We start from the raw sequence: 24267 nt of genomic DNA on the forward strand, positions 1-24267 counted from the left end.
GTGCGCCCCCACTCTCCAGGGCCGATGCTTGACCCGTGATGGACGAGACGGAGTTCTGGGAGATCGTGGACGGTACTCGCGAGGCCGCCGGCGGCGACCCCGAGGACCACGCCGAGCTGCTCGTCGAGAGACTGGTGCGGTCCGATCCGGACTCCGTCCTCGACTTCGCCCGTCACTTCGAGGTGCGCTACAACCGCGCCTACCGCTGGGACCTGTGGGGCGCCGCCTGGGTGCTGCTCGGCGGCACGAGCGACGACGCCTTCGACTACTTCCGGTGCTGGCTGATCGGCCAGGGCAGGGAGGTCTTCGAGGGGGCGGTGCACGATCCCGACGCGCTCGCCGACCTCCTCGACGACTTCGACGAGGACCTCGACGGCGACGGCGAGGAGCTCGGTTACGCCGCCGACGAGGCCTACGAGCAGCTCACCGGCGTCGTCGCCCCGGACCTCGGCATCCCGCCCGCGCCCCCGGAGCCGGAGGGCACGGCCATCGACTTCGAGGACGACGCGGTGATGGCGCAGCGTTATCCGCGGCTGTGGAGCCGGTTCATGGCCGACTGAGGGGACGGGCGGGCCCCCGGGGGCTAGACCGCGCCGAGGTCCAGCTCCGGATTCGCCCGGGCGAGGATCATCTCGGTGCGCGGCGGCAGGCCCGCGTCGATCATCTCCGGCTGCGGGGTGACCCAGTAGCGCCCCTCGGCGAGCTGCTCGAAGCAGCGGCGGGCGTGCTCGTCGGCGGTGATGCCCTGGGCGTCGGCGCGCGCCTGGAGCATGTCGTTGAAGCCCGCGACCTCGGGCGGGGTGCCCTCGCCGGGTTCGGCCGCACGGAAGATCTCGCTGCGCACCGAGTCGGGCAGGACGACGGAGACCTGGATGTCGGCCCCCTTCATCCGCAGTTCGTACGCGAGCGACTCGGTGAGCGCGAGCGTGCCGAACTTGGTGACGCTGTACGGCGCCATCAGGGGGCTCGGGAAGAGCCCGCCGACGGAGGAGACGTTGACGATCCACGCCTTGGTGCCGCGCTCGATCAGGCGCGGCACGAAGGAGCGGACGCCGTTGACGTACCCGCCGACGTTGACGCGCAGGGCCGCGTCCCAGCGCTCGGCCGGGATCTCCCAGGAGTAGCCCATCGCCATGATCCCGGCGTTGTTGAGGAGCAGGTCGACCGCGCCGAACCGCTCGTAGGCACGGTCGGCGAGCGCGTCGACGGATGCCGGGTCCGCGACGTCGGTGACGACGGCCTCGACCTCGGCGCCCGCGCCCGCCAGCTCGTCGGCGAACGCCGTCAGGCGCTCGGCGGCGATGTCCGCGAGGACGAGCTTCATGCCGAGGGACGCGGCGTGCCGGGCGAACCCGGCGCCGATGCCCGCCGACGCCCCGGTGATGACGGCGACCTTGCCGCCGAAGGTCTCTGCTGCGCTGCTCATGATCGGGTGGCCTCCGCGGCTCAGAAGTGGGTGCCGCCGTCGACGCGTACCTCGGTGCCCGTGATGAAGCGGCCGTCGTCCGAGGCGAGCATGGCGACGACGGAGGCGACGGTCTCCGGGCCCGCGAAGCCCTGGCCGAGCGCGGGCGCGAGCTTCACGAACAGGCTCATGTCGGCGTCCTCGGGCAGGCCGGGGCCGACGCTCTGCTTGCTGGCGCCCGAGCCGTCGGTCATGCCGGAGGAGATGGATCCGGGCTGGACGGCGGTGAAGCGGATGCCCTGCTTGCCGTACTCGCTGGCCAGGGCGTGCGTCATGGACTGGATGCCGCCCTTGCTCGCCGCGTACGCCGCCATGTACGGGTGGGCGAACATCGCCGAGGTGGAGCTGAAGTTGACCACCGCGGAGCCGTGGCCTTCGAGCAGCGCGGGGATCGCCTCGCGGATCATCAGGAAGGTGCCGGTGAGGTTGATCCCGATGACCTGGTTGAAGGCGTCGAGGGTGGTCTCGTGGGTGTGCGAGGAGCGCAGGATGCCCGCCGCGTTCACCAGGACGTCCAGGCCGCCGAGGGCCTCGACGGCGGTGGCGACGCCCGCGCGGACCGAGTCCTCGTCGGCGATGTTCACGACGACGGTGGTCAGGCGCCCGGCGTCGGCACCGGCCTTGGCGACGGTGTCCTTCAGACCGTCCTCGCTGACGTCGGCGGCGACGACGGTGCCGCCCTCGGCCAGCATCCGCAGCACGGTGGCCTGCCCGATGCCGGAGCCGCCGCCGGTGACCAGGGCGCGGCGTCCTTCGTAGCGGTTCAGGGTCTGCATGGCGCTCATGGCGTTCTCCCACTCTCGCAATCTTGCCTTCGGCTACACGGTACGCCCGGATGGCACAATGTGCCACTTAGGCCGAACATGCCAAGGTGGCTCGCTCGACGTAAGCTCGACGGGTGAGCACCCAGTCGCCGCCCCCGCCCCTCTCCCTCACGGAGCGCCGCAAGCTGGCCACCCAGCTGGAGATCGCGCACGCCGCTGCCGCGCTCTTCACCGAGCACGGCACCGACGGCACCACGGCCGAGGCGATCGCGAAGCGGTCCGGGGTCGCGCTGCGCACCTTCTACCGGTACTTCCGCACCAAGCAGGACGCGGTCGCCCCGCTGCTCGCCGTCGGCGGGGAGCGCTGGCGCGCGCTGCTCGCCGCGACCGAGCCGGGCGCGGAGCTGCCGAAGGCCCTGGAGGCGGCGATCTCGGAGGCGCTCGCCGCGCGGGACCCGGCCGCCGCGGACGGTCTGCGCCAGGCCCGCGGGCTGCTGCGCGCCGCAGTGGACGACCCGGCGCTGCGAGCGGTCTGGTACCGCGTGAACCAGGAGTCCGAGGAGCGGCTCAGGCCCGTGGTGGCGGCCCTCGCGGGCCCCGGCGCCCCCGCCCTCCAGGTCCGCCTTGCGGCGGCCGCGGCGACGGACGCGATCCGGATCGCCCTGGAGACCTGGGCGGAGTCGGACGCGGACGTCACGGGCCCGGACTCCCCCGCGGAACTCGCGGTGCGGTGCCTGCGGGAACTCGCGGGCGGGATGGGGCTGTTGACGCGGTCGAGCTAGGAATCCAGGTGGGCTGGGAGTCCAGGTGGGCTGGGAGTCCGGGCGGGCTAGAAGCCCCTCGACTCGCCCTCACCCTCGCCCGCCGCGCTCGGCGCGAACACCATCATCGTCACGTCGTCCCGCACGCTGCCCGCGTAGCCCACCACGTCCGACCAGACCCGTTCCGTGAGGGCCTGGGGCGTGTCCAGGAGGGAGGGGTCCGCCTTGAGCATGGCGGCGAGGCGGTCCGGCAGGGGGTAGAACGTGCCGGTCGCGTCCCGCGCCTCGCTCACGCCGTCGGTCAGGGCGAGCAGCAGGTCGCCCGCGAGCAGCGGCACGGTCAGCTGTTCGGGCGGGGCCAGGCCCGCGATGCCGAGGCCGAGCGGGGCCCCGGCGGGGACGACGAGCTCGGTGACCTCGGAGCCGCGCAGCAGCAGCGGCGGCGGGTGACCGCAGGAGACCACGCGTACGACGGACGCGTCGTCGGGGAACTCCAGGAGCACCGCCGTCGCGAACAGCTCGGCGTGCTCGTCGCCCGCAGAGTCCACCACGAGCCTGCGGTCGAGACGGGCGGCGACGCCCTCGATGCCCGGCTTGTCGAGAACCGCCTCGCGGAACGCGCCGAGCAGCGCGGCGACCGTGCCGACGGCGGCGAGCCCGTGGCCCTGCACGTCGCCGATCACCGCCCGCACCCCGGTCGGCCCCCTGCGGACGTCGAAGAAGTCCCCGCCGACGAGCGACTCGTGCTGCGCCGCCTCGTACAGGCCCGCGCACCCGACGCTGCCGACCCGCTCCGGCAGCGGCGGCAGGACCGCGAACTGGGCCGCCTCCGCGACCGTGCGGACCGTGACGAGCTGGGCCTCGCGGCGGCTGCGCACCCACGCGAAGAGGACGCTGAGCAGCGCGATGAAGCTGATGGTCAGCTCGTCGCTGCTGCCGGGATGCCCCAGGCCGAAGCCCGGCAGCGAGAGCAGCATGACCACCCCGCCGCCGAGCACCGCCGTGGCGGCGGGGCCGTACGAGAGGGCGGCCAGCGGCGGGACGGCGGCGACCAGGAAGCTCAGGTCCACCGTCTTCGGGGTGACCAGCTGGACGAGGACGATCACCAGGAGCAGCAGCGGCGGCGGCCAGCGCACCCAGGGCGGGGGCGGCGTGCCGCGCAGCAGCCAGTCGCGCTGCTCCGCGTCGCGCCGTCTGGCCGCAGCCCTGATCATCTCTTCACGCTCCTACGGCGGGCGGGACACCGCACCCCGGGCCGGTCCGTCGGGTGCGGTGCCCTCCAGGTCAGAGGGGACGGCCCATGAGGATGTCGTCGACGTACGCGCCGTCGAGCAGGAACTCGCCGGGCAGCACGCCCTCGATCACGAAGCCCTCCGCTTCGTAGAGCTTGCGGGCCGGGGTGTTGTGCCCGAGCACCCGCAGCGTGATGCGGACCGCGCCCTGTCTGCGGGCCTCGTCCATGGCCGCCCTGATCAGGCGCCTGCCGACGCCCCTGCCGCGCAGCTCCTCCGCGACGACGAAGCCCTGGATCTGCCGTACGTGCGCGTTGACGAGCAGCGGCGTGGGATAGCCGAGCTTCACATAGCCGACGATCCGCTCGTCCACCTCGGCGACCAGGTGGTCGCGCGGGCCGAAACGGTCGTTGAAGAAGGGCTCGTACGGCGGCTGGGGGCGCGGCTGGACCGCGTGCAGCGTGGACCACGTGGCACGGTCGAGGCGGGCGAGGGCATCGTCGTCCCCGGGCAGGGCGGTGCGTATGTGCATGTCCGGCATGGCGCCACTGTACGGCGGCGCCACGGGCCTCACGGTCGTTTTTGGGGGCAGGATGGGCCCATGGAAACCACACGGTCCCGCGTCGCCGTGGCCGGCGCCTCCGGGCTCATCGGTACGGCGCTGACCCGCTCCCTGACCGAGGACGGGCACGAGGTGGTGCGCCTCGTGCGCAGGGCGCCCCGTACGAAGGACGAGGTGCGCTGGGCTCCCCAGCAGGGGCGCGTGGACACGGCCGGGCTCGCCGGGTGCACCGCGGTGGTCAACCTCGCGGGCGCGGGCATCGGCGACCACCGCTGGACGGCGGCCTACAAGCGGGAGCTGCGCGACAGCCGGGTGCTCGGCACCGCGGCGCTCGCCTCCGCCGTCGCCTCGCTCGACGAGCACGAGCGGCCGGAAGTGTTCCTGAACGCGAGCGCGATCGGCTACTACGGAGACACCGGACAGCGCGCGGTCGACGAGAGCGCCCCCGCCGGTGACGGTTTCCTGCCGTCCCTGTGCGTGGAGTGGGAGGAGGCCACCGCCGCCGCGCGGGAGGCGGGCATCAGGACCGTCGTCGCCCGCAACGGCCTGGTGGTGGGCCGCGGGGGCGGGGCCTGGGGACGTCTCTTCCCGCTCTTCAAGGCGGGGCTCGGGGGACGCCTCGGCGACGGACGGCAGTACTGGAGCTACATCTCGCTGCACGACGAGGTGGCCGCGCTCCGCCACCTCATCGACACGCCCGTGCTGTCGGGACCGGTGAACCTGACGGCTCCGGAACCGCTCACCAACCGTGCGGTGACGGCCGCGATGGGGCGCGTCCTGCACCGTCCCACGTTCCTGGCGGTGCCCGCGGCGGTGCTCCGCATCGTGCTCGGAGAGATGGCGGGTGACGTGCTCGGCAGCCAACGGGTCCTGCCGACGCGGCTCCTGGAGTCGGGCTTCACGTTCGCGTTCCCGGGGATCGAGGAAACGCTCAGAGCGGCGCGGTAGCGGGTACGACCCCGTGTTCGGTGCGGTGTCACACGGGGTTTTTGCGCAGTTCCCCGCCGGGTGGGTGGGGGAGGTGGTGGTATCTCCCCCTATGTCCTGTGCGGTGTCACATCGGGGTTTTGCGCAGTTCCCCGCGCCCCTGAAGGGGCCCCCGCCCGGTGGTCCGGTGCGGGGCCGCGGCGGTATGTCCGTCCTCGCCGTCCCAGATGGCCGCCACACTCCGGGCACCTCGGGACGTGGCCACATGTGCTCCGGGCGGACATACCGCCACGTCCCCTCAGCTCTCCATCGCGACCGCGGCCCGGTGGGGGCCGGGAACCCCCACCGGGCCGCGGTCGCGAGCCCGCGTGAGGGGACGTGGGGGTATGTGCGCACGGAGCACATAAGTGAACGAGGCAAGGAAGCAAACCCATTGGCAATGCTCTGGGACGGCGAGTACGCACATACCCCCGCGGCCCCGCCCCACAGCCGAACCCAAGGCGCAAGACCCGCACCCAAGGAACCGCCCCGACGCGACCCCCGTGCGACCGTGCCCGGTGCATGCGCGACTCCCCCCGCAGCGCCCCGCTCCTACCCTCGACCCGAACTCGTGGATTCCGGAGCCCTGTCGGGGGCATCAGGCCCCCACAAGCCCGCGCGACCTCTGGAGGGGCACGTGCTAGAGCCTGCGCACCATGCCGACGTCGTCATCGTGGGAGCCGGGGCCGCGGGGCTCTCGGCCGCGCACCGGCTGACCAGCGCCGGTGTAACGACCACCGTCCTGGAGGCCGCCCCTTGCGTCGGCGGCCGCATGTCGACCGAGAAGATGGACGGGTTCCGGCTCGACAGGATCGGGCAACTGCTCACCACCTCCTATCCGGAACTGCGCCGCACCCCGGGCCTGGACTCACTGGTCCTGCGCCCCTTCTCCCCCGGCCTCCTCGTGCACAGCGAGGGCCGACACCACCGCGCGGCGGAGCCCGTGCCCGCACGGAGCGCGAGGGGCGCACTCACCGCAGCGCGCGCCCTCGCGAGCGCCCCCCGCGGACCGCGAGCCGCTCCCCCCGGCGGCCCTCTGGGCGGCCCCCTCGACCAGGCACGGCTCGGCGCCGCACTCGCCCGCCTCGCGGCGACCCCTGTGGACCGCCTCCTGTCCCGCCGCGAACTCCCCGCGGGGGACGCCCTGTCCGCGCGCGGACTCCCCTCACGCACCATCCAGGGCTTCCTGCGCCCCCTGCTCTCCGCACTCCTGTGCGACCCCGACCTGACCACATCGAGCCGGTGCGCGGACCTCGCCCTGCACGCCTTCGCGAGCGGCCGCCTCTGCCTGCCCGAGGGCGGCGCCGACGTCCTGCCCGAGCTCCTCGCCGCCGCCCTGCCACCGGGCACGGTCCACACCGGCGTGCGCGTCACCTCGGTCTCCACGTCCCGCGTCGCCACCGCGGACCACGGCGAGATCGGCTGCCGGGCCGTACTCCTGGCCACCGACGCCCGCGCGGCCGCCGAACTCCTGCCGGGTCTGCGCGTACCGCCGTTCCACGAGATGACGGTGGTGCACCACACCGCGCCCGAGCCGCCCCTCGACGGACCCGCGCTGCTCCTGGACGCGGACCGCGCGGGCCCGGTCGCCCACACGGCGGTGATCAGCCGGGTCGACCCCTCGCGCGCGCCCGCGGACCGCGTGCTCGTCTCCTCGACGGTGCTCGGCCCGCCGCCCGACCAGCGCGCGGTCCTCACCCACCTCGCCGACCTGTACGGCACCGCGACCGACCGCTGGGAGCTGCTCGCCGTGCACCACACCCGCGAGGCGGTGCCCGCGATGCCGCCCCCGCACGACGTGCACCGCCCGGTGCGGCTGCTCTCGGGGCTCTACGTGTGCGGCGACCACCGCCAGACCAGCACGGTGCAGGGCGCGCTCGACTCGGGCCGACGGGCCGCGCACGCCGCTCTCACGGACTTCGGCATCACCACGGCGTACGCCCCGGAGACCCTGCCCTCGGCAGCCTGACCCATCCGACCTCTGTCCCGCTCCCCCGGAAACCCCCGCGCCCCCCACGCGGGGGTTTTCCCTTCCCGCGAGGACCGAAGTGCGTCGCACCTTGCCGGTGGCATCGAGGCGTTGTCCTCGGCGGAGGGGGCGCGCCTGAGGTGAGTCCCGCGCCGCGGGGCTACCCCAGCGCCGCGACCCGGTCGCGGTACCCCCGCACCGGAGCCGCGTCCCGGTACGGTTCGAGCCGCCGTTCGAAGTCGCGCACGTACTCGTGCGCCCGCGCCGACCGCATCTCGCCCGCGGCCTGCGCCGCCTCCGCGCCCAGCTGGCACGCCTGCTCCAGCTCGCCGAGGCCGAGCCGCGCGGTGGCGAGCACCACCCGGCAGAACAGGCGGCTGCGGGCGAAGGCGGGCGCCCGCAACTGGAGGGAGCGCTCGGCGTACTGGGCCGCCGCGCGGTACTGCTGCAGATCGCGGTAGCTGTGCCCGAACTCGTCCGCGAGCTGCGCCTCGTCGAAGAACCGTGCCCAGTGCGGCACTTCGTCGCCGGGCCGTGCCGCTTCGAGCGAGCGCTCGGCCCGCACCAGGGACGCCGTGCAGGCCCGCACCTCGCCGAGCACCCCGTGCCCGCGTGCCTCCGCCGAGTAGAGCAGGGCCTGGACGACGGGCGGCGCCGACGAACCGACGCCCTGCTGGGCGACGCGAGCCAGCTGGACCGCCTCGCGCCCGTGTCCCAGGTAGACGGCCTGGCGGCTCATGGTGACCAGGACGTACGAGCCGTACGCGCGGTCGCCCGCGGCCTGCGAGAGGCGCAGGGCCTGGACGTAGTACCGCTGGGCGAGGCCGTGCGCCGCGATGTCGTACGAGGTCCAGCCCGCGAGCCGGGTCAGGTCGGCGGCGGCCGCGAAGAGCCGCCGACCGGCCTGCTCGCCGTAGGTGCCGCGCAGCATCGGCTCGGCCTCGTGCTCCAGGTAGCGCACCAGGGCCTGGCGCGCGTGCCCGCCTCCGTAGGCGTGGTCGAGGGCCCGGAAGAGCTCGCCGACGGCGCGCAGTGCCGCGATGTCGCCGCTGGTGACCCGCTGGCCGGGACCCCGCTCGGAGCCCTGCCGCTGCCGGGGCACGACGGGGCGGCCCTGGACCGGCACGCGCGAGTGGCCGCTCTCGCTCTCCCCGCGCCCCACCCGTTCGTCGGCTCTGCCGATCAGCCAGTCCCTGCTCGGCACGACGAGGCCCGCCGGGGTGAACGCGATCTTCCGCAGCTCCGCGTGGCTGCCGGAGTCCTTGCGCCACAGGCCGCCGACGATGTCGACGGCCTCCTCGGGGGAGGCCGCGAACTCCAGGCCCGCGTAGACCGGCGCGCACGCGTCGAGGCCGAGGTCCTGTGCGGACAGGCGCCGCCCGAGCCGCCGCGTGAACACCTCGGCGATCAGCGCGGGCGTGGTGCCTCTGGGTTGCTGGCCACGCAGCCAGCGGGTCACGGACGTCTTGTCGTACCGCAGGTCAAGGCCGTGTTCGAGCCCGAGCTGGTCGACGCGGCGCGCGAGGCCCGCATTGGAGAAACCGGCTTCCGAGATGAGCGCGGCTAGCTGGCGGTTGGGGGTGCGCTGCGGGGGTCGTTCCGTCATCGGCTGTGCGGTCTCCTGCCTTTCGGGCCTGCCTTGAGCAGCCCTTATGGCCTCGTGAACGGCGTGAATGTAGCGGCCGTCAGGGCCCTCGTCGGGCCCTTGGCCCGTCATTCATCCGATCGTGTGAGGAACCCGGGTCGGAGTTGCCGGTCGAAGGGGCCCGTACAGTGGCAGAGGCGCGATATGTGCACGGTGAACGTTCAGGGAGGCACTGCCGTGAGTGAGTTTCGGTTCGTCCGACTGGGCTTCGGCCCGGACGCCGTGGAGTACCGAGAGGCGTGGGACGAGCAGCGCCGCGTGCACGCCGCCCGCTTCGCCGACGAGGTCCCCGACACCTGCCTGCTCCTGGAGCACCCGCCGGTCTACACCGCGGGCCGCCGCACCGAGGACAGCGAGCGCCCGCTGGACGGCACCCCCGTCGTCGACGTGGACCGCGGCGGCAAGATCACCTGGCACGGACCGGGGCAGCTGGTCGGCTATCCGATCCAGAAACTGCCGCGCCCGGTGGACGTCGTAGCACATGTGCGGCGTCTGGAGGAGGCACTTATCCGTACGTGTGCGGAGTTCGGCCTCCAGACCTCGCGCGTCGAGGGGCGCAGCGGCGTCTGGGTGCTCGGTGACCCGGTGGAGCGGCGCCCGGCACTGGGCGGCCTCTCCCTGGACTTCGACCCGCGCCTCCAGGACGACGAGTTCGACGCCCGGTTCAACGGTCCGGAGTACGCCCCGTCCAACGCGGGCCAGCGCCGCGAGGACCGCAAGATCGCCGCGATCGGCATCCGCGTCGCCAAGGGCGTGACGATGCACGGCTTCGCGCTCAACGTGAACCCGGACAACACCTGGTTCGACCGGATCATCCCGTGCGGCATCCGCGACGCGGGCGTGACCTCGCTCGCGTACGAGCTGGACCGCGAGATCACCATCGCGGACGTGCTGCCCGTCGCCGAGCGGCACCTGCGGGACGTACTGGAGAACGCGGAGCTCAAGCCGCGCGACGTGGAGCCCGCCTCCGCATAGATCCGCACCGGCTCGGGGGAATGCACCCCCTTGGCCAGAGGTTGGCCAGAAGTAAGCCCAACGACATCACGGGCGTACCCTGGTGTGCGCCGCAGAATCGAAGTTACGCCAGCTAATAGGGAGCCGATGTGTCCGCAGTCGCACCCGACGGACGCAAGATGCTGCGCCTGGAGGTCCGGAACGCCCAGACCCCCATCGAGCGCAAGCCCGAGTGGATCAAGACCCGGGCGAAAATGGGCCCCGAGTACAACGCCCTGCAGAAGCTCGTGAAGAGCGAGGGTCTGCACACGGTCTGCCAGGAGGCGGGCTGTCCGAACATCTACGAGTGCTGGGAAGACCGCGAGGCCACGTTCCTCATCGGCGGCGACCAGTGCACGCGGCGCTGTGACTTCTGCCAGATCGACACGGGCAAGCCGCAGGCCCTCGACCGCGACGAGCCCCGCCGCGTCGGCGAGTCCGTCGTCACGATGGACCTGAACTACGCCACGATCACCGGCGTCGCCCGCGACGACCTGGAGGACGGCGGCGCCTGGCTGTACGCGGAGACCGTGCGCCAGATCCACGCGATGACGGCGGAGCGCGCCGAGGGCTACACCAAGGTCGAGCTGCTCATCCCGGACTTCAACGCCGAGCCCGACCAGCTGGCCGAGGTCTTCTCGTCCCGCCCGGAGGTGCTCGGGCACAACGTGGAGACGGTGCCGCGCATCTTCAAGCGGATCCGCCCCGGCTTCCGCTACGAGCGCTCCCTCGAGGTCATCACGAAGGCCCGCGAGGCCGGTCTCGTGACCAAGTCCAACCTGATCCTGGGCATGGGCGAGACCCGCGAGGAGGTCAGCGAGGCGCTGCGCCAGCTGCACGAGGCGGGCACCGAGCTCATCACCATCACCCAGTACCTGCGACCCACGCCGCGCCACCACCCCGTGGAGCGCTGGGTGAAGCCCGCGGAGTTCGTGGAGCTGAAGGACGAGGCCGAGCAGATCGGCTTCTCCGGAGTGATGTCGGGGCCGCTGGTCCGCTCCTCGTACCGCGCGGGACGGCTGTACCAGATGGCCATCGAGAAGCGCGGCGCGTACGTCGCCTCGCAGGCGGTGTGACGCGAGCGCCCTCGTGCGCCGCGTGACGCGGGCACATGCCGGGCGCGCACGCACCGTGTGAATCGGCGCACAAGCGACTACCAGCCAGTAGTGGCCGTAATGACGCGGCCCATACGATCCCCGCAGGTGAACGGGACCGTATGGGCCGCGTCAGCGTTTTGGCCCCTCGCGTCAAGGTTTCATCGGTGTTTGACCGGTCGGTCACGCCCTGGTAACACCAATCAGTGACCCTGGTACTACCGCACGTACAGCCTTACCCATAGCCGCTCCCCCACCCGAGCCGCTCCCCAGGAGGGCCCCATCATGCAGGCCGCGCCCGTACGCGCCACCGCGATCCCGTCCGTCACCGACGCCCTGCGCGCCGTCGAGTCGCTGCTGCTGAGCGGCGGCCAGCGCACCGCACGCCGCAACGCCTGGACTTCCGTGCTCGAGGACCGGCGCCGCGCCAAGGACCGGGTCGAGGCGCAGCGCGTGCTTGAAGAGGCCGTGACAACCCGCACGTCGTAGTCGGTACCGGGGGCACGTAGACTTCACAGCATGGCGAGGAAGGAAACCACCGCGGCGGCTTCGGCCGCGGAACCAGGGCGACTCAAGCAGATTGCCCTCACCTACAAGATGACCCGGCGGGCCGACCCGAAGATCGGCCTCATCATCGCGGCTGTGGGAATCGTCACCTTTGGTGTCTTCCTCGCGATCGGCTTCTGGCTCGGTCACCCGGTCTACCTGGGCATTCTCGGATTCCTGCTCGCCTTCCTCGCGATGGCGATCGTCTTCGGACGCAGGGCCGAGCGTGCCGCCTTCGGGCAGATGGAGGGCCAGCCCGGCGCGGCGGCAGCGGTGCTCGACAAGATCGGCCGCGGCTGGACGACCACCCCGGCGATCGCGATGAACCGCAGCCAGGACGTGGTGCACCGCACCGTCGGCAAGGCGGGCATCGTCCTGGTGGCCGAGGGCAACCCGAACCGGGTCAAGGGCCTGCTGGCCGCCGAGAAGAAGAAGATGGCGCGCATCGTCGCGGACGTCCCGGTGCACGACGTCATCGTCGGCACCACGGACGACACGGTCTCCCTCAAGAAGCTGCGCACCACGCTCCTGAAGCTCCCCCGCGTACTGACGGGTCCTCAGGTCACGGCAACCAACGACCGGCTGCGTGCGATGGGTGATCTTATGTCCAATATGCCGCTCCCGAAGGGGCCCATGCCCAAGGGCGCGCGCATGCCGCGCGGCGGCCCGAAGATGAAGTAGTCGCCGACAAAGCGTCGCCGCCCCCGCTGCGGCCGTCGCCTCTCCGTACGACGAAGGCCCCGGAACCGATCGGTCGGTTCCGGGGCCTTCGTCGTACGGCGTCGGCGTGCGGCGTGGGCGTACCGCGTGGCGTACGACGTTGGCGTGCCGCGCCCTCCTGGCAGCAAGGGGATATTCGGTGGCCGCCGGAGCGCACGGTCGGCAGGCTTGGGTCATGGACTCCCGGCTCCCTGGTGTACCCGGTCATCCCTGGCTCGGCGCTCCGATCGATGCCCGTCCCCTGTTCGCCCCGGAGCAGGCCGCGCTGATGGTCACGCTCCGCGGCCTGGCGGCGGCGGACTGGAGCAAGGAGGCCGTGCCGGGCTGGACCGTCCGCGATCTGGCCGCACACGTCCTGGGCGACTTCTACGGACGCCTCGCCCGGGACCGGGACGGCCATCGGGACGGTCCCGGTTTCGCGCCGGGCGACACCCTGGAGACGTTCATCCACCGCATCAACCAGGAGTGGGTCGATGCCCACCGCCGGGTGAGCCCGGCCGCGCTCGTCGACACCCTTGACCTGGTGGGGGCGCAAGTCTCCCGGTTCTTCCGGGCCACAGACCCCGACGCCCCGTCACTGGGAGTGTCCTGGGCCGGTGTCGACCCGGCGCCCATGTGGTTGGACAGCGCGCGCGACTTCACCGAGTTCTGGACTCACCGCCAGCAGATCCGGCACGCCGTCGGCCAGGGCACCGACGCGGATCCGCGGTTCCTGTCGGTGGTCCTCGACACGTTCATGCGGGCCCTGCCGCACACGCTGCGCGAGGTCGACGCGCCGATCGGTACCCGGGCGCGGGTGGAGATCGACGGCCCTGCCGGGGGCGTCTGGACGGCAACGGCCACGGGGGCCACGGGAGGCGGCTGGTCTCTCGCCGAGCCGGACGGCGAACGTCCCGCCGCGATCGTGCGCTTGGACGCGGAGACCGCCTGGCGCCTGTGCACGCGCGGCATCGATCCCGACACCGCCCTGACCCGCGTCAGGATCGAGGGCGACCGGCGCCTGGCCGAAGCGGTCTGCCGGATCGTGTCGATCGTCCACTGATCGTGGGCGTGCCGCGGACGGGGACCGCCAGATGACGGGGGCCGCCAGGTGACGAGAGGGCCGCCAGGTGACGAGGGGGGCCGTCAGGTGACGAGGGGGGCCGTCAGATCCTGATCTGGACGGCGCGCGCGAGGCGGTCGTGCAGGCCGCGGCCGTCGCGGTCCCAGATCAGGGCCGGGATGGCGATGCACAGCAGGACGCTGCGGAGCAGGACCCAGCCGAAGCGGAGGCGGTCGCCGCCCTCGGCGACGACGCGCAGCCGGAAGAGCGCCTTGCCGGGCGTCGCGCCGATCGTGCCGACGGTGAGCACGCTCATCACGAAGAAGATGCCGAGGGCCCAGTTGCCCATCGCCTGCTGGTCGCCGCGGGCGAACAGGCCGTATGCGATGACCATGCACAGGCCCCAGTCCACGGCGATGGCGCCGATGCGGCGGCCGGGACGGGCGATCGAGCCCGGCCCCTCCTCCGGGAGGCCGAGCTGCTCGCCCCGGTACCCGAAGTCGACACCGGCGTCCTCCGCGGCCGCGCGCGGGCCTGACAGCCACGATCCGATTGCTTGCCTGTTGTCCACCCGTCCACGGTACTGCGCCCGTTTTCGTACGGGGACGCGCGGGGTCGTACGGGAAGCGGGCCGGTGAGGGCGGAAGCGGGCCCGCGACGGGTCCTGGCGCACCCGGGCCGGTTAACTTCGGCGAAACAAATGGGTCATGCTTGAGAAATCCCCCGTCCCTATGGTCGGGTCCCAGCGTGTGCCCCGCACTGGCCGCACCACGAGCCGTAACCCCGTCCCACCCCGGACGGGAGTAGGAGGAGTTGGATGTTGTTCCAGAACGCCGACGACGCGAAGAAGTTCATCGCGGACGAGGACGTCAAGTTCATCGACGTCCGATTCTGCGACCTGCCCGGTGTCATGCAGCACTTCACGATCCCGGCGGCGGCGTTCGACCCGGACGAGGAGCTGGCCTTCGACGGTTCGTCGATCCGTGGCTTCCAGGCCATCCACGAGTCCGACATGGCGCTCCGCGCCGACCTGTCGACGGCTCGCGTGGACCCCTTCCGCCGCGACAAGACCGTCAACATCAACTTCTTCATCCACGACCCGATCACGGGCGAGCAGTACAGCCGTGACCCGCGCAACGTGGCGAAGAAGGCGGAGGCGTACCTGGCCTCCACCGGCATCGCGGACACCGCCTACTTCGGTCCCGAGGCGGAGTTCTACGTCTTCGACAACGTCCGCTTCCAGACGTCGGCGAACGAGAGCTTCTACCACATCGACTCCGAGGCGGGCGCCTGGAACACCGGTGCGGTCGAGAACAACCGCGGCTACAAGGTCCGCTACAAGGGCGGTTACTTCCCGGCGCCGCCGGTCGACCACTTCGCCGACCTCCGCGCCGAAATCTCCCTCGAACTCGACAAGAACGGCCTCCAGGTCGAGCGCCAGCACCACGAGGTGGGCACGGCGGGCCAGGCCGAGATCAACTACAAGTTCAACACGCTGCTCGCCGCGGCCGACGACCTGATGCTCTTCAAGTACATCGTGAAGAACGTCGCCTGGCGCAACGAGAAGACCGCGACCTTCATGCCGAAGCCGATCTTCGGCGACAACGGCTCGGGCATGCACGTCCACCAGTCCCTCTGGGCCGGTGGCGACCCGCTCTTCTACGACGAGCAGGGCTACGCGGGCCTCTCGGACACCGCCCGCTACTACATCGGCGGCATCCTCAAGCACGCCCCCTCGCTCCTCGCCTTCACGAACCCGACGGTGAACTCGTACCACCGCCTGGTCCCCGGCTTCGAGGCCCCGGTCAACATGGTCTACTCCCAGCGCAACCGCTCGGCCGCCATGCGCATCCCGATCACGGGCTCCAACCCGAAGGCCAAGCGCGTCGAGTTCCGCGCGCCGGACCCGTCCTCGAACCCGTACCTGGCGTTCTCGGCGCTCCTCATGGCGGGCCTGGACGGCGTCAAGAACAAGATCGAGCCGCCGGAGCCGATCGACAAGGACCTCTACGAGCTGGCCCCCGAGGAGCACGCGGGCGTCGCCCAGGTCCCGACCTCCCTCCCGGCCGTCCTCGACGCCCTCGAGGCGGACCACGAGTACCTGCTGGCCGGTGGCGTCTTCACCCCCGACCTGATCGAGACGTGGATCGACTACAAGCGCACGAACGAGATCGCCCCGATCCAGCTGCGGCCGCACCCTCACGAGTTCGAGCTGTACTTCGACATCTAGGAAGCGGGGCGCACCGGACGACACGGTGCCCCTGAATCAGCCCCAGACGTCACAGTGAAGGCCGTCACCCACTTGAGGGTGACGGCCTTCGCTGTCAGCTGTCGGCTGTCAGCGGGCCCGGGCGCTCTTCGGTCCGATGCCGATGTCCTTCGCCCCGGCCGGAGTTCCGTCCGGGGTGAACGCTTGGTGGAACGTGAAGGCGTGCGGTGCGGAGCCGTGGGCGTGGAGGTGTTCCAGTTTGGAGACTCCGGCCTGCCATGTGGGTATCGCGCCGTCGGGGACCCACCAGAACACGTAGTTCGCGTGCCCCGTCCTCTCGAACCAGTCGTAACGCCTGTTCAGTGCCTCACGGTGAATGCCGGTGTAGATGGCGTCGAAGGCGAGGCGCAGATCGGTCCAGAGGGAGAGGGTCGTGGCCAGGGCCGTGGTTTCCGTCGTGCGGCCCTTGTCGTACCAGGTCGGTACGGTGAACTCTCCCCATGCGCCCCAGTCCGCCCCGAAGAGCTGGCCCCGGTCGCCGTCCACCGCTTCGGCACGGGCGAGGTATCCGGGCTGCTGGCTGAACGTCCGGTAGACGGCCTCACCGATGTCGTAGAACTCGTGCGTGAGAGGGGTGGGGTCGGCGAGCGGTGACTTCAGGACGCCGAACGTGTACAGAGCAAGATGGGGCATGCGTCTCTCCCTGGTTGGCCGAAGACCAGGTGAAGGTAGCGGCCTTCCCGAGCCCTGTCTAAGTTGCGCTTTTCCTGTCCAAGTGGCTTCCCACATAGGTCTTATGAGCCCCCAGTGACCGCTTGCTCGTCCGTCCGGGGTGTCACCAGCCGAGTCGCGCGAGCGCCGGGGCGGGGTCCGGGAGGTGGGTGCCGGTGTCCGTCGCCGCCCAGGTCACGGCGCACAGGGCGCGCAGGCCGTCGAGTGGGTCGCGGCCCTCGCCGGTGACGGTGAGGTGGTGGGTCGGTGGGTGGTGGGTGATGTGCCAGCCCGCGCAGGTGAAGCCGTCGTTGGCGCCGTGCACGGTGGGGTGGGCGACGAGCAGGTCGCGCAGGTCGCGGCCGATGTGGGTGGGGCGTTGTCCCGGCTGGGCGCCGAGGAGTTCCGCGGGACGGGTGGTGCCGGTCAGGACGAGGAGCGTGGTGGCGCCTGCCGCGTGGGCGCCCGCGATGTCGGTGTCCAGGCGGTCGCCGACGGCGAGCGGCCGGTCGGCACGGCCGCGGGCGGTCGCCTCTCGGTGCAGCGCGGGCGCCGGCTTCCCCGCCACCTGGGGCGTACGACCGGTGGCGGTGGTGACGGCGGCGACCGCGGCGCCGACACCGGGGGCGAGCCCCCGAGGCGTGCGCAGCACCGGGTCGGCGCACGTGGAGTAGTAAGGCAGCCCCTGGCTGACGGCGTGACAGATCTCCGTCAGCGCGGCCCAGTCGAGGGCGGTCGTGTATCCCAGGGCGACCGCCAGCGGGGACTCGTCGGCGGAGGCGACCGGTGTCAGACCGCCCTGGAGCAGCGCGGCACGCAGTCCTTCGCCGCCCACCGTCAACACCCGTGCGCCCGTGGGGAGATCGGCCGCGGCGAGCCGCGCGAGGGCCTGCGCGGCGGTGACGACGTCACCGGCACCGGCGGGCACGCCCAGGCCGGTGAGATGGGCGGCGACGGCGTGCGGGGCGCGCTGGTCGTTGTTGGTCACGTAGACGGCGCTCAGCCCGTCCGTGCGGGCGGCGCGCAGGGCGTCAACGGCGTGCGGCAGTGCCTGGTCCCCGATCGTCACGACTCCGTCGAGGTCGAGCAGGAGCACGTCGGCGGATCTTGGTCGGGCATTTTTGGACAGAACGTGCACGCCTCGGCGTGACGCTGGTGACCTGCTCCGATGGAGAGGGCGGCGCCCCGCGTGCCACCCCCCGAGGGGGGCGTCGGGCGCGTCCGGAGAGGGCGGCGCCCAGCCACGGGGGGGTGGTCAATAATGCTTCGCGCTCGCCCCGTCGGGCGATGTACCGTTCCAGTGATCACCCGCGGCGGCCCCACCGACAGGCGCCCCGCCCCACTCGACGCGCTCGGCGTCGACGCGCACCGCGCGCCCCGGCCCGGAAGGAGGCGAGAGACATGGACCGTGCTGAAGCTGTTGCGGCCATAGTTGCTTCCGGCCGTGTGCCCTCGTTCTCCTGCGGCGCGCGGTAAAGCCTCTCGGTTCTTACCTCTCACCTCTCTTCTCCCTGCGGCATCGTCATGCGATGACATGCCCTCCCCTGTGCGGCCCTTCGCCGCGCGGGTCGCAGGGCTGCGCGACGCCCGGAGACCGACCGACCGCACATCAGGACTCCGCCCCCATACGTCTCGTAGCCGTAAGGCCCGTGAGGACCCGTCATGAAGACCCTGACCGAGCACGACATCCGCTCCTCGTTCGTCAACTGCTCCAAGGGCGAGGCCAAGCGCCTCCCCCTGCCCAAGCAGCTTGCCGACATCGACCACTGGGACGCGTTGGACTTCCTGGGATGGTTCGACCTGTCCGCGCCCGACCGCAGTTACCTCGTCGCCGAACGCGGTGACGAGGTGATCGGTGTGACCCTGCGCTCCCCCTCCGCCAAGCGCGGTTTCCTGCGCCGCAGCATGTGTTCGCTCTGCCTGACCAGTCATCCCGGCAGCGGCGTCTCCCTGATGAGCGCCCGCAAGGCGGGGCGGGCCGGGCGTGAGGGCAATTCGGTCGGCCTCTACATCTGCGCCGACCTCGACTGCTCCCTCTACGTACGCGGCAAGAAGCAGCCCGCGCCCGGCGGCCGCATGGAGGAGTCCCTCACCGTCGAGCAGCAGATCGAGCGCACGCGCGGACACCTCGACGCCTTCCTGGAGCGACTCTTCGTCTGAGCCAGGCGGCCCGGCGGCCCGGCGACCCAACGGCCCGACTTGGCTCGGTCCTGTCCTCGTCCTCGATCGGCGACAGTGGAGGGACGTAAGGAATGAGCCGAGTGGAGGAGGTACGGACGTGGTGGCGGCGCACGTGGGGGTGGAGCCCGGTGGGCAGGGCTGGTTGCAGGTGGGTGAGTTCGGTGTCGCCTTCCTGCTGTCGGGGATCATCGGGCTGGAGCGCGAGATCCGGCAGAAGGCCGCCGGGCTGCGTACGTACACCGTCGTCGGGGTCGGCGCGGCCCTGTTCACGCTGGTGAGCAAGTACGGCTTCACCGACGTCCTGCACTCCGGGACGGTCTCCCTCGACCCCTCCCGGATGGCCGCGCAGATCGTCTCGGGGCTCGGCTTCATCGGCGCGGGCGTGATCTTCGTGCAGCGGGGCTCGGTCCAGGGGCTCACCACCGCGGCGACGATCTGGCTGACGGCGGCGGTGGGGTCGGCGGCCGCCGCGGGGCTCCCCCTCCTCGCGGTGCTCGCGACCGCCGCCTACTTCCTCGTCTCGTACGGGGTCAGGCCCCTGGCCCACCGGCTGTCCGCCCTGCGGTCCGTTCCCGCCGGGTACCGCATCACCTATCTGCAACGCCCCCGCCTGCTGCGCGACCTCCTCGAACAGTGCGAGTACGCCGGGTTCGCCGTCGCCGAGCTGCGGACCCTCTCCGCGGACGGCAGCGCGGCGGGCCCGGCCTCGCCGGAGGACGAGCGCCCCACCGAGGTGCTCATCCACGTGGTCGGCCGGGGCGATCTCGGCGCCCTGACCGTCCGGTTCGCCGACGTCCCGGGCGTCGTGGCGTGCCGTCGGGAGGATTCCGTCGACGAGTGAGGGCAGTGCTGGGAGGATGCCGAGATGTCTACCTTCGTCGTGTTCGACCTGGAGTTCACCTCGTGGCCCGGCGCCCTGGAGCGGGACTGGTCCGCGGCCGGGCAGCTTCGGGAGATCGTGCAGGTCGGCGCCTTGCGGTTGAGTGAGGACCTCGACGTGGTCGAGGAGTACGAGGCGTTGGTCCGGCCCGTCGTCAATCCGGAGCTGTCCGCGTACTTCACCGGGCTCACCGGCATCGGGCAGGAGGAACTGGACCGCGAAGGGCGGCCGCCCGCCGAGGTGTTGGGGGACTTCCTGGGGTTCTGCAAGGGGCAGACCGTGCTGTCGTACGGCAACGACATGGTCGTCCTCGGGGAGAACGTGGGGTGGGCGCGAGGGCGCGGGGACAGGATCGAGAACAGTTGTCTCGATGCCGCCTTCGTGAACATCAGGCCCTGGATCAATTCCCTGGCCCCGGCCACGGCGTCGTCGAACGTGGGGCGCCTGTGGGACGTACTCGGACTGCCCGAGCCGGTCGTCTCCGGGCACGGGCAGGAGCACTCCGCCCTCTTCGACTGCTACTCCTTCGCCGCGGCGCTCAAGCATCTGTGCGCCGGTGGGGCCTCCTTGCCCGAGGGCTGCCTGTAGGTCTCGTGCCTGTAGGTCTCGTCGACGTACGGCGTGGTCGGGGAGGAACCGCCGGTGCCCTACGGCAGCGGCACCGGGCGGAAGTGCGTCGTCAGGCGCGACTCCTCGTCCAGGACGTGGAAGGCGGCCGCGGGCGGCAGGTCCCGGTGGACGTGGTGGCCCTCGTGTTCCTGGTGTTCCCAGGGGAGGCGGAGCGTGGAGACCACGCCGGGGGCCACCAGGAGCGGGCGGTTCGCGAACGTCGTCGCCGCGGGCGTGTGCGCGTGACCCGCGAGGAAGGCCGTCACGTTCGGGTGGCGGGCGGTCAGTTCGGCGAGGCGGTGTTCGTCGCGCTGGCGGATGACGTCGACGTACGGCGTGTGCAGCGGGACCGGCGGGTGGTGGAAGGCGATCAGGGCGGGACGGGTGGGCGGGGTGTCGGTGAGGAGGGCCGACAGCCAGTCCAGGGTCTCGCCGTCGAGGCGGCCGTGGTGCTCGCCGGGGACCGACGTGTCGCACACGGCCAGGGTGAAGCCGTCCGTCACGTACGACTGGTTGACCGGGCCTGCCGAGGGCACCTCGCCGAGCAGGTGCTCGCGGAACGCGGCGCGCTCGTCGTGGTTGCCGGGGCAGACCAGCAACGGGTGGCGGGAGGCGAGGAGTTCGCGGGCCGCCGCGTACTCGGCGGGGGTGCCGTGGTCGGCGACGTCACCGGTGACGATGACCGCGTCCAGGTCGTACGGCAGGTCGTTCAGGTAGGTCATGACGGCGCGGGTGCGGTCCACGCTGTGGCCGCCGTCGTCGGTGTCGATGTGGATGTCGCTCACATGGGCAATCACTGGCATGCGGTGAACCTAGGCGGGCGCCTCGGGGCGGGTGAAGGGCCAACCACGGATGGTTGGCCTGGATCACAAGGGGTTGGCTTGGGCCGCAAGGGGTTGGCCTGGATCACCGAGGGTTGGCTTGGGTCGCAAGGGGGTGGCTTCGGCCGCGAGAGGGTGGCCTTGATCAATCGCGCAGGAACCGCACCGACAAAGCCCCCGCCTCCCGCGTCACCACCGCCCGCACCCCGTACACCTCCGCGATCAGCTTCTCCGTGATCACCTCGTCGGGCGTGCCCGCCGCGTACGCCCTGCCCTCCTTCAGGACGAGCAGCCGGTCGCAGAACATCGCCGCCAGGTTGAGGTCGTGCAGCGCGATGACGCTGGTGACGGGGAGGTCGGCGACCAGCGAGAGCAGGTCGAGCTGGTGCTGGATGTCGAGGTGGTTGGTGGGTTCGTCCAGGAGGAGCTCGCGGGGGGCCTGGGCGAGCGCGCGGGCTATCTGGACGCGCTGGCGTTCACCGCCGGACAGGGTGTGCCAGGACTGGGTGGCGCGGGAGGTCAGGCCGGTGCGGTCCAGGGCGTCCCGGACGGCCCGCTCGTCCTCGGGCGAGGGCGCCGACCAGGCGCGGCGGTGCGGCACGCGGCCCAGGCGTACGACGTCCCCCACCGTCAACTCGACCTGGGTGTCGGAGTGTTGCTCGACTACGGCGATCCTGCGCGCCACGGCGCGGCGGCCCGTGTCGGCCAGCGTGCGGCCGTCCAGGGTGACCACTCCGGACGCCGGGGCGAGGACGCCCGCGAGGATGCGCAGGAGCGTGGACTTGCCCGAGCCGTTGGGGCCGAGGAGTCCCACGGTCGCGCCCTCGGGCGGGGCGATGCTCACCCCGTCGACGACCAGGCGCCCGCCCGCCTCCCGCGAGACGCGCTCGGCACGCAGACCCGCCTCGCCCGAGACACCCCCATCGCGCAGCCCCGCCCCGCCGGAGGCACCCCCAACGCGCGGCCCCGCTTCCCCCTCGTACGCCTCGTACGCGTACGTCACGTCGCCCTCCTCGTCCGGTACAGCACGACCACGAACGCCGGTACGCCGATCAGCGACGTCACCACGCCCACCGGGACCTCCTGCGGGTCGAGGACCGTGCGGGCCAGGGTGTCGACCCAGACGAGGAAGACCGCGCCGGCGAGCGCCGTGACCGGCAGGAGGCGGGCGTGGCCGGAGCCGACGAGCGCGCGGGCCGCGTGCGGCAGGACCAGGCCGACGAAGCCGATCGCGCCCGCGCTGCTCACCAGCGCCGCGGTGAGCAGCGCCGTCGTGCAGAGCAGGACCAGGCGGGTGCGGGCGACGCGGACGCCGAGTGCGGCGGCCGCCTCCTGGCCGAAGGCGAAGGCGTCCAGGGTGCGGGCGTGCGCGAGGCAGACGAGGAGCGCGGCCGCGAGCACCGCCGCGCACAGCCACACGTCCGTCCAGCCGACCCCGCTGAGCGAGCCGAGCAGCCAGAACAGCACGCCGCGCGTCGTCTCCGCGTCCGCGGCGGTGAGGACGAAGAAGGAGGTCAGCGCCGAGAAGAGCTGCATCGCCGCGACGCCGGAGAGGACCACGCGGTCCGTCGAGCCGCCCAGCGTATGGCTCAGGAGCAGTACCAGGGCGAAGGAGCAGAGCGCTCCGACGAAGGCGCCCGCCGAGACCGACACCACTCCCCCGCCCACGCCGAGCACGACGACCGCGACCGCCCCGGTGGACGCGCCGGACGACACCCCGAGCACGAAGGGGTCGGCGAGCGGGTTGCGGAGCAGGGACTGCATGACCGCGCCGCAGACCGCGAGTCCGGCGCCGCAGACCGCGGCGAGCAGGGTGCGCGGCATCCGCAGGTTCCAGACGATGCCGTCCCTGATCGGGGTGAGCCGTGCCTCGCCCCAGCCGAGGTGCGCGGCGAGCGCCGCCCACACGTCGGGCACGGAGATGTCCGCGGGCCCGATGGTGACGGCGACCGCCACGGAGAGGACGAGCGCGGCGAGCCCCGCGAGCCACAGCAGCCACTGTCGCGCGAGGGCGGCCGAGATCACTGGGCGAGCCCGAACTTCCGCAGCCCCGCCGCCACTTGCTCGATGCCGTCGACCGTGCGGATCGTGGGGTTCATGGCCTGGCCGCTGAGGAGTACGTAGCGCTTCTTCTTCACGGCGGTCAGGTTCCTGGTAGCCGGGTTGGTCTCCAGGAACTCGATCTTCGCCGCGGCGCTCTCCGCGGACTGGGACTTGCGGGTGAGGTCGCCGATGACGAGGACGTCGGGGTCGCGGTCGGCGACGGTCTCCCAGTTGATCTGGGGCCATTCCTCGCGGGTGTCGTCGAAGACGTTCTTCGCGCCGAGTTCGCGCGTGATGATGCCGGGGGCGCCGCAGCAGCCCGCCATGTAGGGGGCGTCGGAGTTGGCGAACCAGTAGAGGAGCGTCGCGTCGGAGGCGTCGATGTCCTCGGTGGCCTTCGCGACGCGGCCCTTCAGCCCGGCGACCAGCTTCTCGCCGCGCTTCTCGACGTCGAACACCTTCGCGAGGTCGCGGATCTCGCCGTAGACGGTGTCCATGGTGAGGGTCTTGACGCGCTTGCCGTCGCCGCCGCCGTCGTTGTCCTTGCCCGCGCAGTCGGTGGGCGAGACGTAGACGGGGACGCCGAGCTCGGTGAACTTGGCACGGTCGGCGACGCCGCCCTTGCCGACCGTGTAGAGGAAGGAGGCGCTGACGAAGTCCGGCTCCTTGGCGAGGACCCGTTCCAGGGACGGGTAGCGGTCGGCGAGCCGCTCCACCCCGGCGTTGTCCTTCGCCAGGTTCTTCAGGACCGGGTCGGTCCAGGTGCCCGTGCCCACCATGCGGTCGGCGAGGCCGAGCGAGAGCAGGATCTCCGAGGAGCCCTGGTCGAGGGAGACGGCGCGCCGCGGCGGAGCCTTGACCTCGGCCTTCTTGCCGCAGGAGGCGACCGTCACGGGGTAGCCCCGCGCCTTCTCCCCCGCCCCCGCCGTCTTCTGCGCGGCACCGCCGCCGCATGCCGTGAGCGCGAGCGCTCCGGCGCAGAGCAGGGCGAACTTACGTATACGGGCAGCTTTCGAGGACACGCGATCCCTTGAGTCTCACGGCTCATACGCGG

The 24267-nt window shown here is 72.0% G+C and carries 25 protein-coding genes; 13 read left to right on the forward strand and 12 right to left on the reverse strand.

From position 1 onward, the window contains the following. The first annotated feature begins 38 nt into the window (after positions 1-38). On the forward strand, positions 39-560 hold the full coding sequence (locus KY5_RS10940) for a DUF4240 domain-containing protein (protein WP_098242055.1): 522 nt from the start codon (positions 39-41) through the stop codon (positions 558-560). A 23-nt stretch (positions 561-583) separates the two neighbouring features. Here the strand turns inward: KY5_RS10940 and KY5_RS10945 are convergent, their stop codons facing one another. Both KY5_RS10945 and KY5_RS10950 read right to left on the reverse strand, forming a co-directional pair. Continuing rightward, a complete protein-coding gene (locus KY5_RS10945) occupies positions 584-1426 on the reverse strand; it encodes an SDR family NAD(P)-dependent oxidoreductase (protein WP_098242056.1) in 843 nt (280 codons plus the stop codon). Positions 1427-1446: 20 nt separating this feature from the next. Beyond that, positions 1447-2241 (reverse strand): SDR family NAD(P)-dependent oxidoreductase, encoded by a 795-nt coding sequence (locus KY5_RS10950; protein ID WP_098242057.1) that lies wholly within the window; start codon positions 2239-2241, stop codon positions 1447-1449. A 122-nt stretch (positions 2242-2363) separates the two neighbouring features. On the opposite strand from KY5_RS10950, the gene KY5_RS10955 reads away from it, so the two are divergent. Continuing rightward, positions 2364-3011 (forward strand): TetR/AcrR family transcriptional regulator, encoded by a 648-nt coding sequence (locus KY5_RS10955; protein ID WP_098242058.1) that lies wholly within the window; start codon positions 2364-2366, stop codon positions 3009-3011. 47 nt (positions 3012-3058) lie between these two features. Here KY5_RS10955 and KY5_RS10960 read toward each other — a convergent pair whose 3' ends face one another. After that, positions 3059-4204: a PP2C family protein-serine/threonine phosphatase gene (locus KY5_RS10960; RefSeq protein ID WP_098242059.1), complete on the reverse strand. Its 1146-nt coding sequence runs from the start codon at positions 4202-4204 to the stop codon at positions 3059-3061. Between the two features lie 70 nt (positions 4205-4274). Then, positions 4275-4763, reverse strand: coding sequence for a GNAT family N-acetyltransferase (locus KY5_RS10965; protein WP_098242060.1), 489 nt, complete (start codon positions 4761-4763; stop codon positions 4275-4277). Between the two features lie 60 nt (positions 4764-4823). On the opposite strand from KY5_RS10965, the gene KY5_RS10970 reads away from it, so the two are divergent. Further along, positions 4824-5732, forward strand: coding sequence for a TIGR01777 family oxidoreductase (locus KY5_RS10970; protein WP_098242061.1), 909 nt, complete (start codon positions 4824-4826; stop codon positions 5730-5732). Positions 5733-6387: 655 nt separating this feature from the next. Next, a complete protein-coding gene (locus KY5_RS10975) occupies positions 6388-7719 on the forward strand; it encodes an NAD(P)/FAD-dependent oxidoreductase (protein ID WP_098242062.1) in 1332 nt (443 codons plus the stop codon). A gap of 160 nt (positions 7720-7879) precedes the next feature. Here KY5_RS10975 and KY5_RS10980 read toward each other — a convergent pair whose 3' ends face one another. Then, on the reverse strand, positions 7880-9325 hold the full coding sequence (locus tag KY5_RS10980) for a regulator (RefSeq protein ID WP_098242063.1): 1446 nt from the start codon (positions 9323-9325) through the stop codon (positions 7880-7882). Between the two features lie 216 nt (positions 9326-9541). On the opposite strand from KY5_RS10980, the gene lipB reads away from it, so the two are divergent. The 5 genes from lipB (at position 9542) to KY5_RS11005 (ending at position 13759) form a co-directional block, all read left to right on the forward strand. After that, positions 9542-10339, forward strand: a complete 798-nt coding sequence (gene lipB / locus KY5_RS10985; RefSeq protein WP_098242064.1) for a lipoyl(octanoyl) transferase LipB — start codon at positions 9542-9544, stop codon at positions 10337-10339. Between the two features lie 128 nt (positions 10340-10467). Continuing rightward, positions 10468-11433 carry a lipoyl synthase gene (locus KY5_RS10990; RefSeq protein ID WP_098242065.1) on the forward strand — a complete coding sequence of 322 codons (966 nt, stop codon included), beginning with the start codon at positions 10468-10470 and terminating at the stop codon, positions 11431-11433. Positions 11434-11736: 303 nt separating this feature from the next. After that, the gene (locus tag KY5_RS10995; RefSeq protein WP_098242066.1) at positions 11737-11940 is read left to right on the forward strand and encodes a hypothetical protein; all 204 of its coding nucleotides are present in this window, start codon (positions 11737-11739) and stop codon (positions 11938-11940) included. Between the two features lie 30 nt (positions 11941-11970). Further along, entirely contained in the window at positions 11971-12678 is a 708-nt protein-coding gene (locus KY5_RS11000) for a DUF4191 domain-containing protein (RefSeq protein WP_098242067.1), read from the forward strand. 214 nt (positions 12679-12892) lie between these two features. Next, on the forward strand, positions 12893-13759 hold the full coding sequence (locus tag KY5_RS11005; protein ID WP_098242068.1) for a maleylpyruvate isomerase family mycothiol-dependent enzyme: 867 nt from the start codon (positions 12893-12895) through the stop codon (positions 13757-13759). 103 nt (positions 13760-13862) lie between these two features. Here KY5_RS11005 and KY5_RS11010 read toward each other — a convergent pair whose 3' ends face one another. Continuing rightward, positions 13863-14330 carry an RDD family protein gene (locus KY5_RS11010; RefSeq protein ID WP_098242069.1) on the reverse strand — a complete coding sequence of 156 codons (468 nt, stop codon included), beginning with the start codon at positions 14328-14330 and terminating at the stop codon, positions 13863-13865. Between the two features lie 249 nt (positions 14331-14579). Between KY5_RS11010 and glnA the strand changes: the two genes are divergently transcribed. Beyond that, positions 14580-15989 carry a type I glutamate--ammonia ligase gene (gene glnA / locus KY5_RS11015; protein ID WP_055548296.1) on the forward strand — a complete coding sequence of 470 codons (1410 nt, stop codon included), beginning with the start codon at positions 14580-14582 and terminating at the stop codon, positions 15987-15989. A 108-nt stretch (positions 15990-16097) separates the two neighbouring features. Here the strand turns inward: glnA and KY5_RS11020 are convergent, their stop codons facing one another. Then, positions 16098-16661 carry a DUF3291 domain-containing protein gene (locus tag KY5_RS11020; protein WP_098242070.1) on the reverse strand — a complete coding sequence of 188 codons (564 nt, stop codon included), beginning with the start codon at positions 16659-16661 and terminating at the stop codon, positions 16098-16100. A gap of 142 nt (positions 16662-16803) precedes the next feature. Continuing rightward, positions 16804-17775, reverse strand: coding sequence for an HAD-IIA family hydrolase (locus KY5_RS11025; RefSeq protein ID WP_159072506.1), 972 nt, complete (start codon positions 17773-17775; stop codon positions 16804-16806). A 566-nt stretch (positions 17776-18341) separates the two neighbouring features. Between KY5_RS11025 and KY5_RS11030 the strand changes: the two genes are divergently transcribed. The 3 genes from KY5_RS11030 (at position 18342) to KY5_RS11040 (ending at position 20328) form a co-directional block, all read left to right on the forward strand. Beyond that, positions 18342-18839, forward strand: coding sequence for an FBP domain-containing protein (locus KY5_RS11030; RefSeq protein ID WP_098242072.1), 498 nt, complete (start codon positions 18342-18344; stop codon positions 18837-18839). A 118-nt stretch (positions 18840-18957) separates the two neighbouring features. Continuing rightward, on the forward strand, positions 18958-19701 hold the full coding sequence (locus KY5_RS11035) for an MgtC/SapB family protein (RefSeq protein ID WP_098242073.1): 744 nt from the start codon (positions 18958-18960) through the stop codon (positions 19699-19701). 24 nt (positions 19702-19725) lie between these two features. Further along, positions 19726-20328, forward strand: a complete 603-nt coding sequence (locus KY5_RS11040; protein WP_098242074.1) for an exonuclease domain-containing protein — start codon at positions 19726-19728, stop codon at positions 20326-20328. Between the two features lie 59 nt (positions 20329-20387). Here KY5_RS11040 and KY5_RS11045 read toward each other — a convergent pair whose 3' ends face one another. The 4 genes from KY5_RS11045 to KY5_RS11060 form a co-directional block, all read right to left on the reverse strand. Further along, positions 20388-21152 carry a metallophosphoesterase gene (locus KY5_RS11045; protein WP_098242075.1) on the reverse strand — a complete coding sequence of 255 codons (765 nt, stop codon included), beginning with the start codon at positions 21150-21152 and terminating at the stop codon, positions 20388-20390. A gap of 163 nt (positions 21153-21315) precedes the next feature. Continuing rightward, the gene (locus tag KY5_RS11050) at positions 21316-22101 is read right to left on the reverse strand and encodes an ABC transporter ATP-binding protein (RefSeq protein ID WP_098247170.1); all 786 of its coding nucleotides are present in this window, start codon (positions 22099-22101) and stop codon (positions 21316-21318) included. A 68-nt stretch (positions 22102-22169) separates the two neighbouring features. Further along, complete coding sequence (locus KY5_RS11055) at positions 22170-23192, reverse strand: FecCD family ABC transporter permease (RefSeq protein WP_234363163.1); 1023 nt, start codon at positions 23190-23192, stop codon at positions 22170-22172. After that, a complete protein-coding gene (locus tag KY5_RS11060) occupies positions 23192-24235 on the reverse strand; it encodes an ABC transporter substrate-binding protein (RefSeq protein WP_098242077.1) in 1044 nt (347 codons plus the stop codon). The genes KY5_RS11055 and KY5_RS11060 overlap by 1 nt, the downstream gene beginning before the upstream one ends. Positions 24236-24267: the final 32 nt, after the last annotated feature.

It is taken from the genome of Streptomyces formicae, from assembly GCF_002556545.1.
GTDB classification, from domain to species: Bacteria; Actinomycetota; Actinomycetes; order Streptomycetales; family Streptomycetaceae; genus Streptomyces; species Streptomyces formicae_A.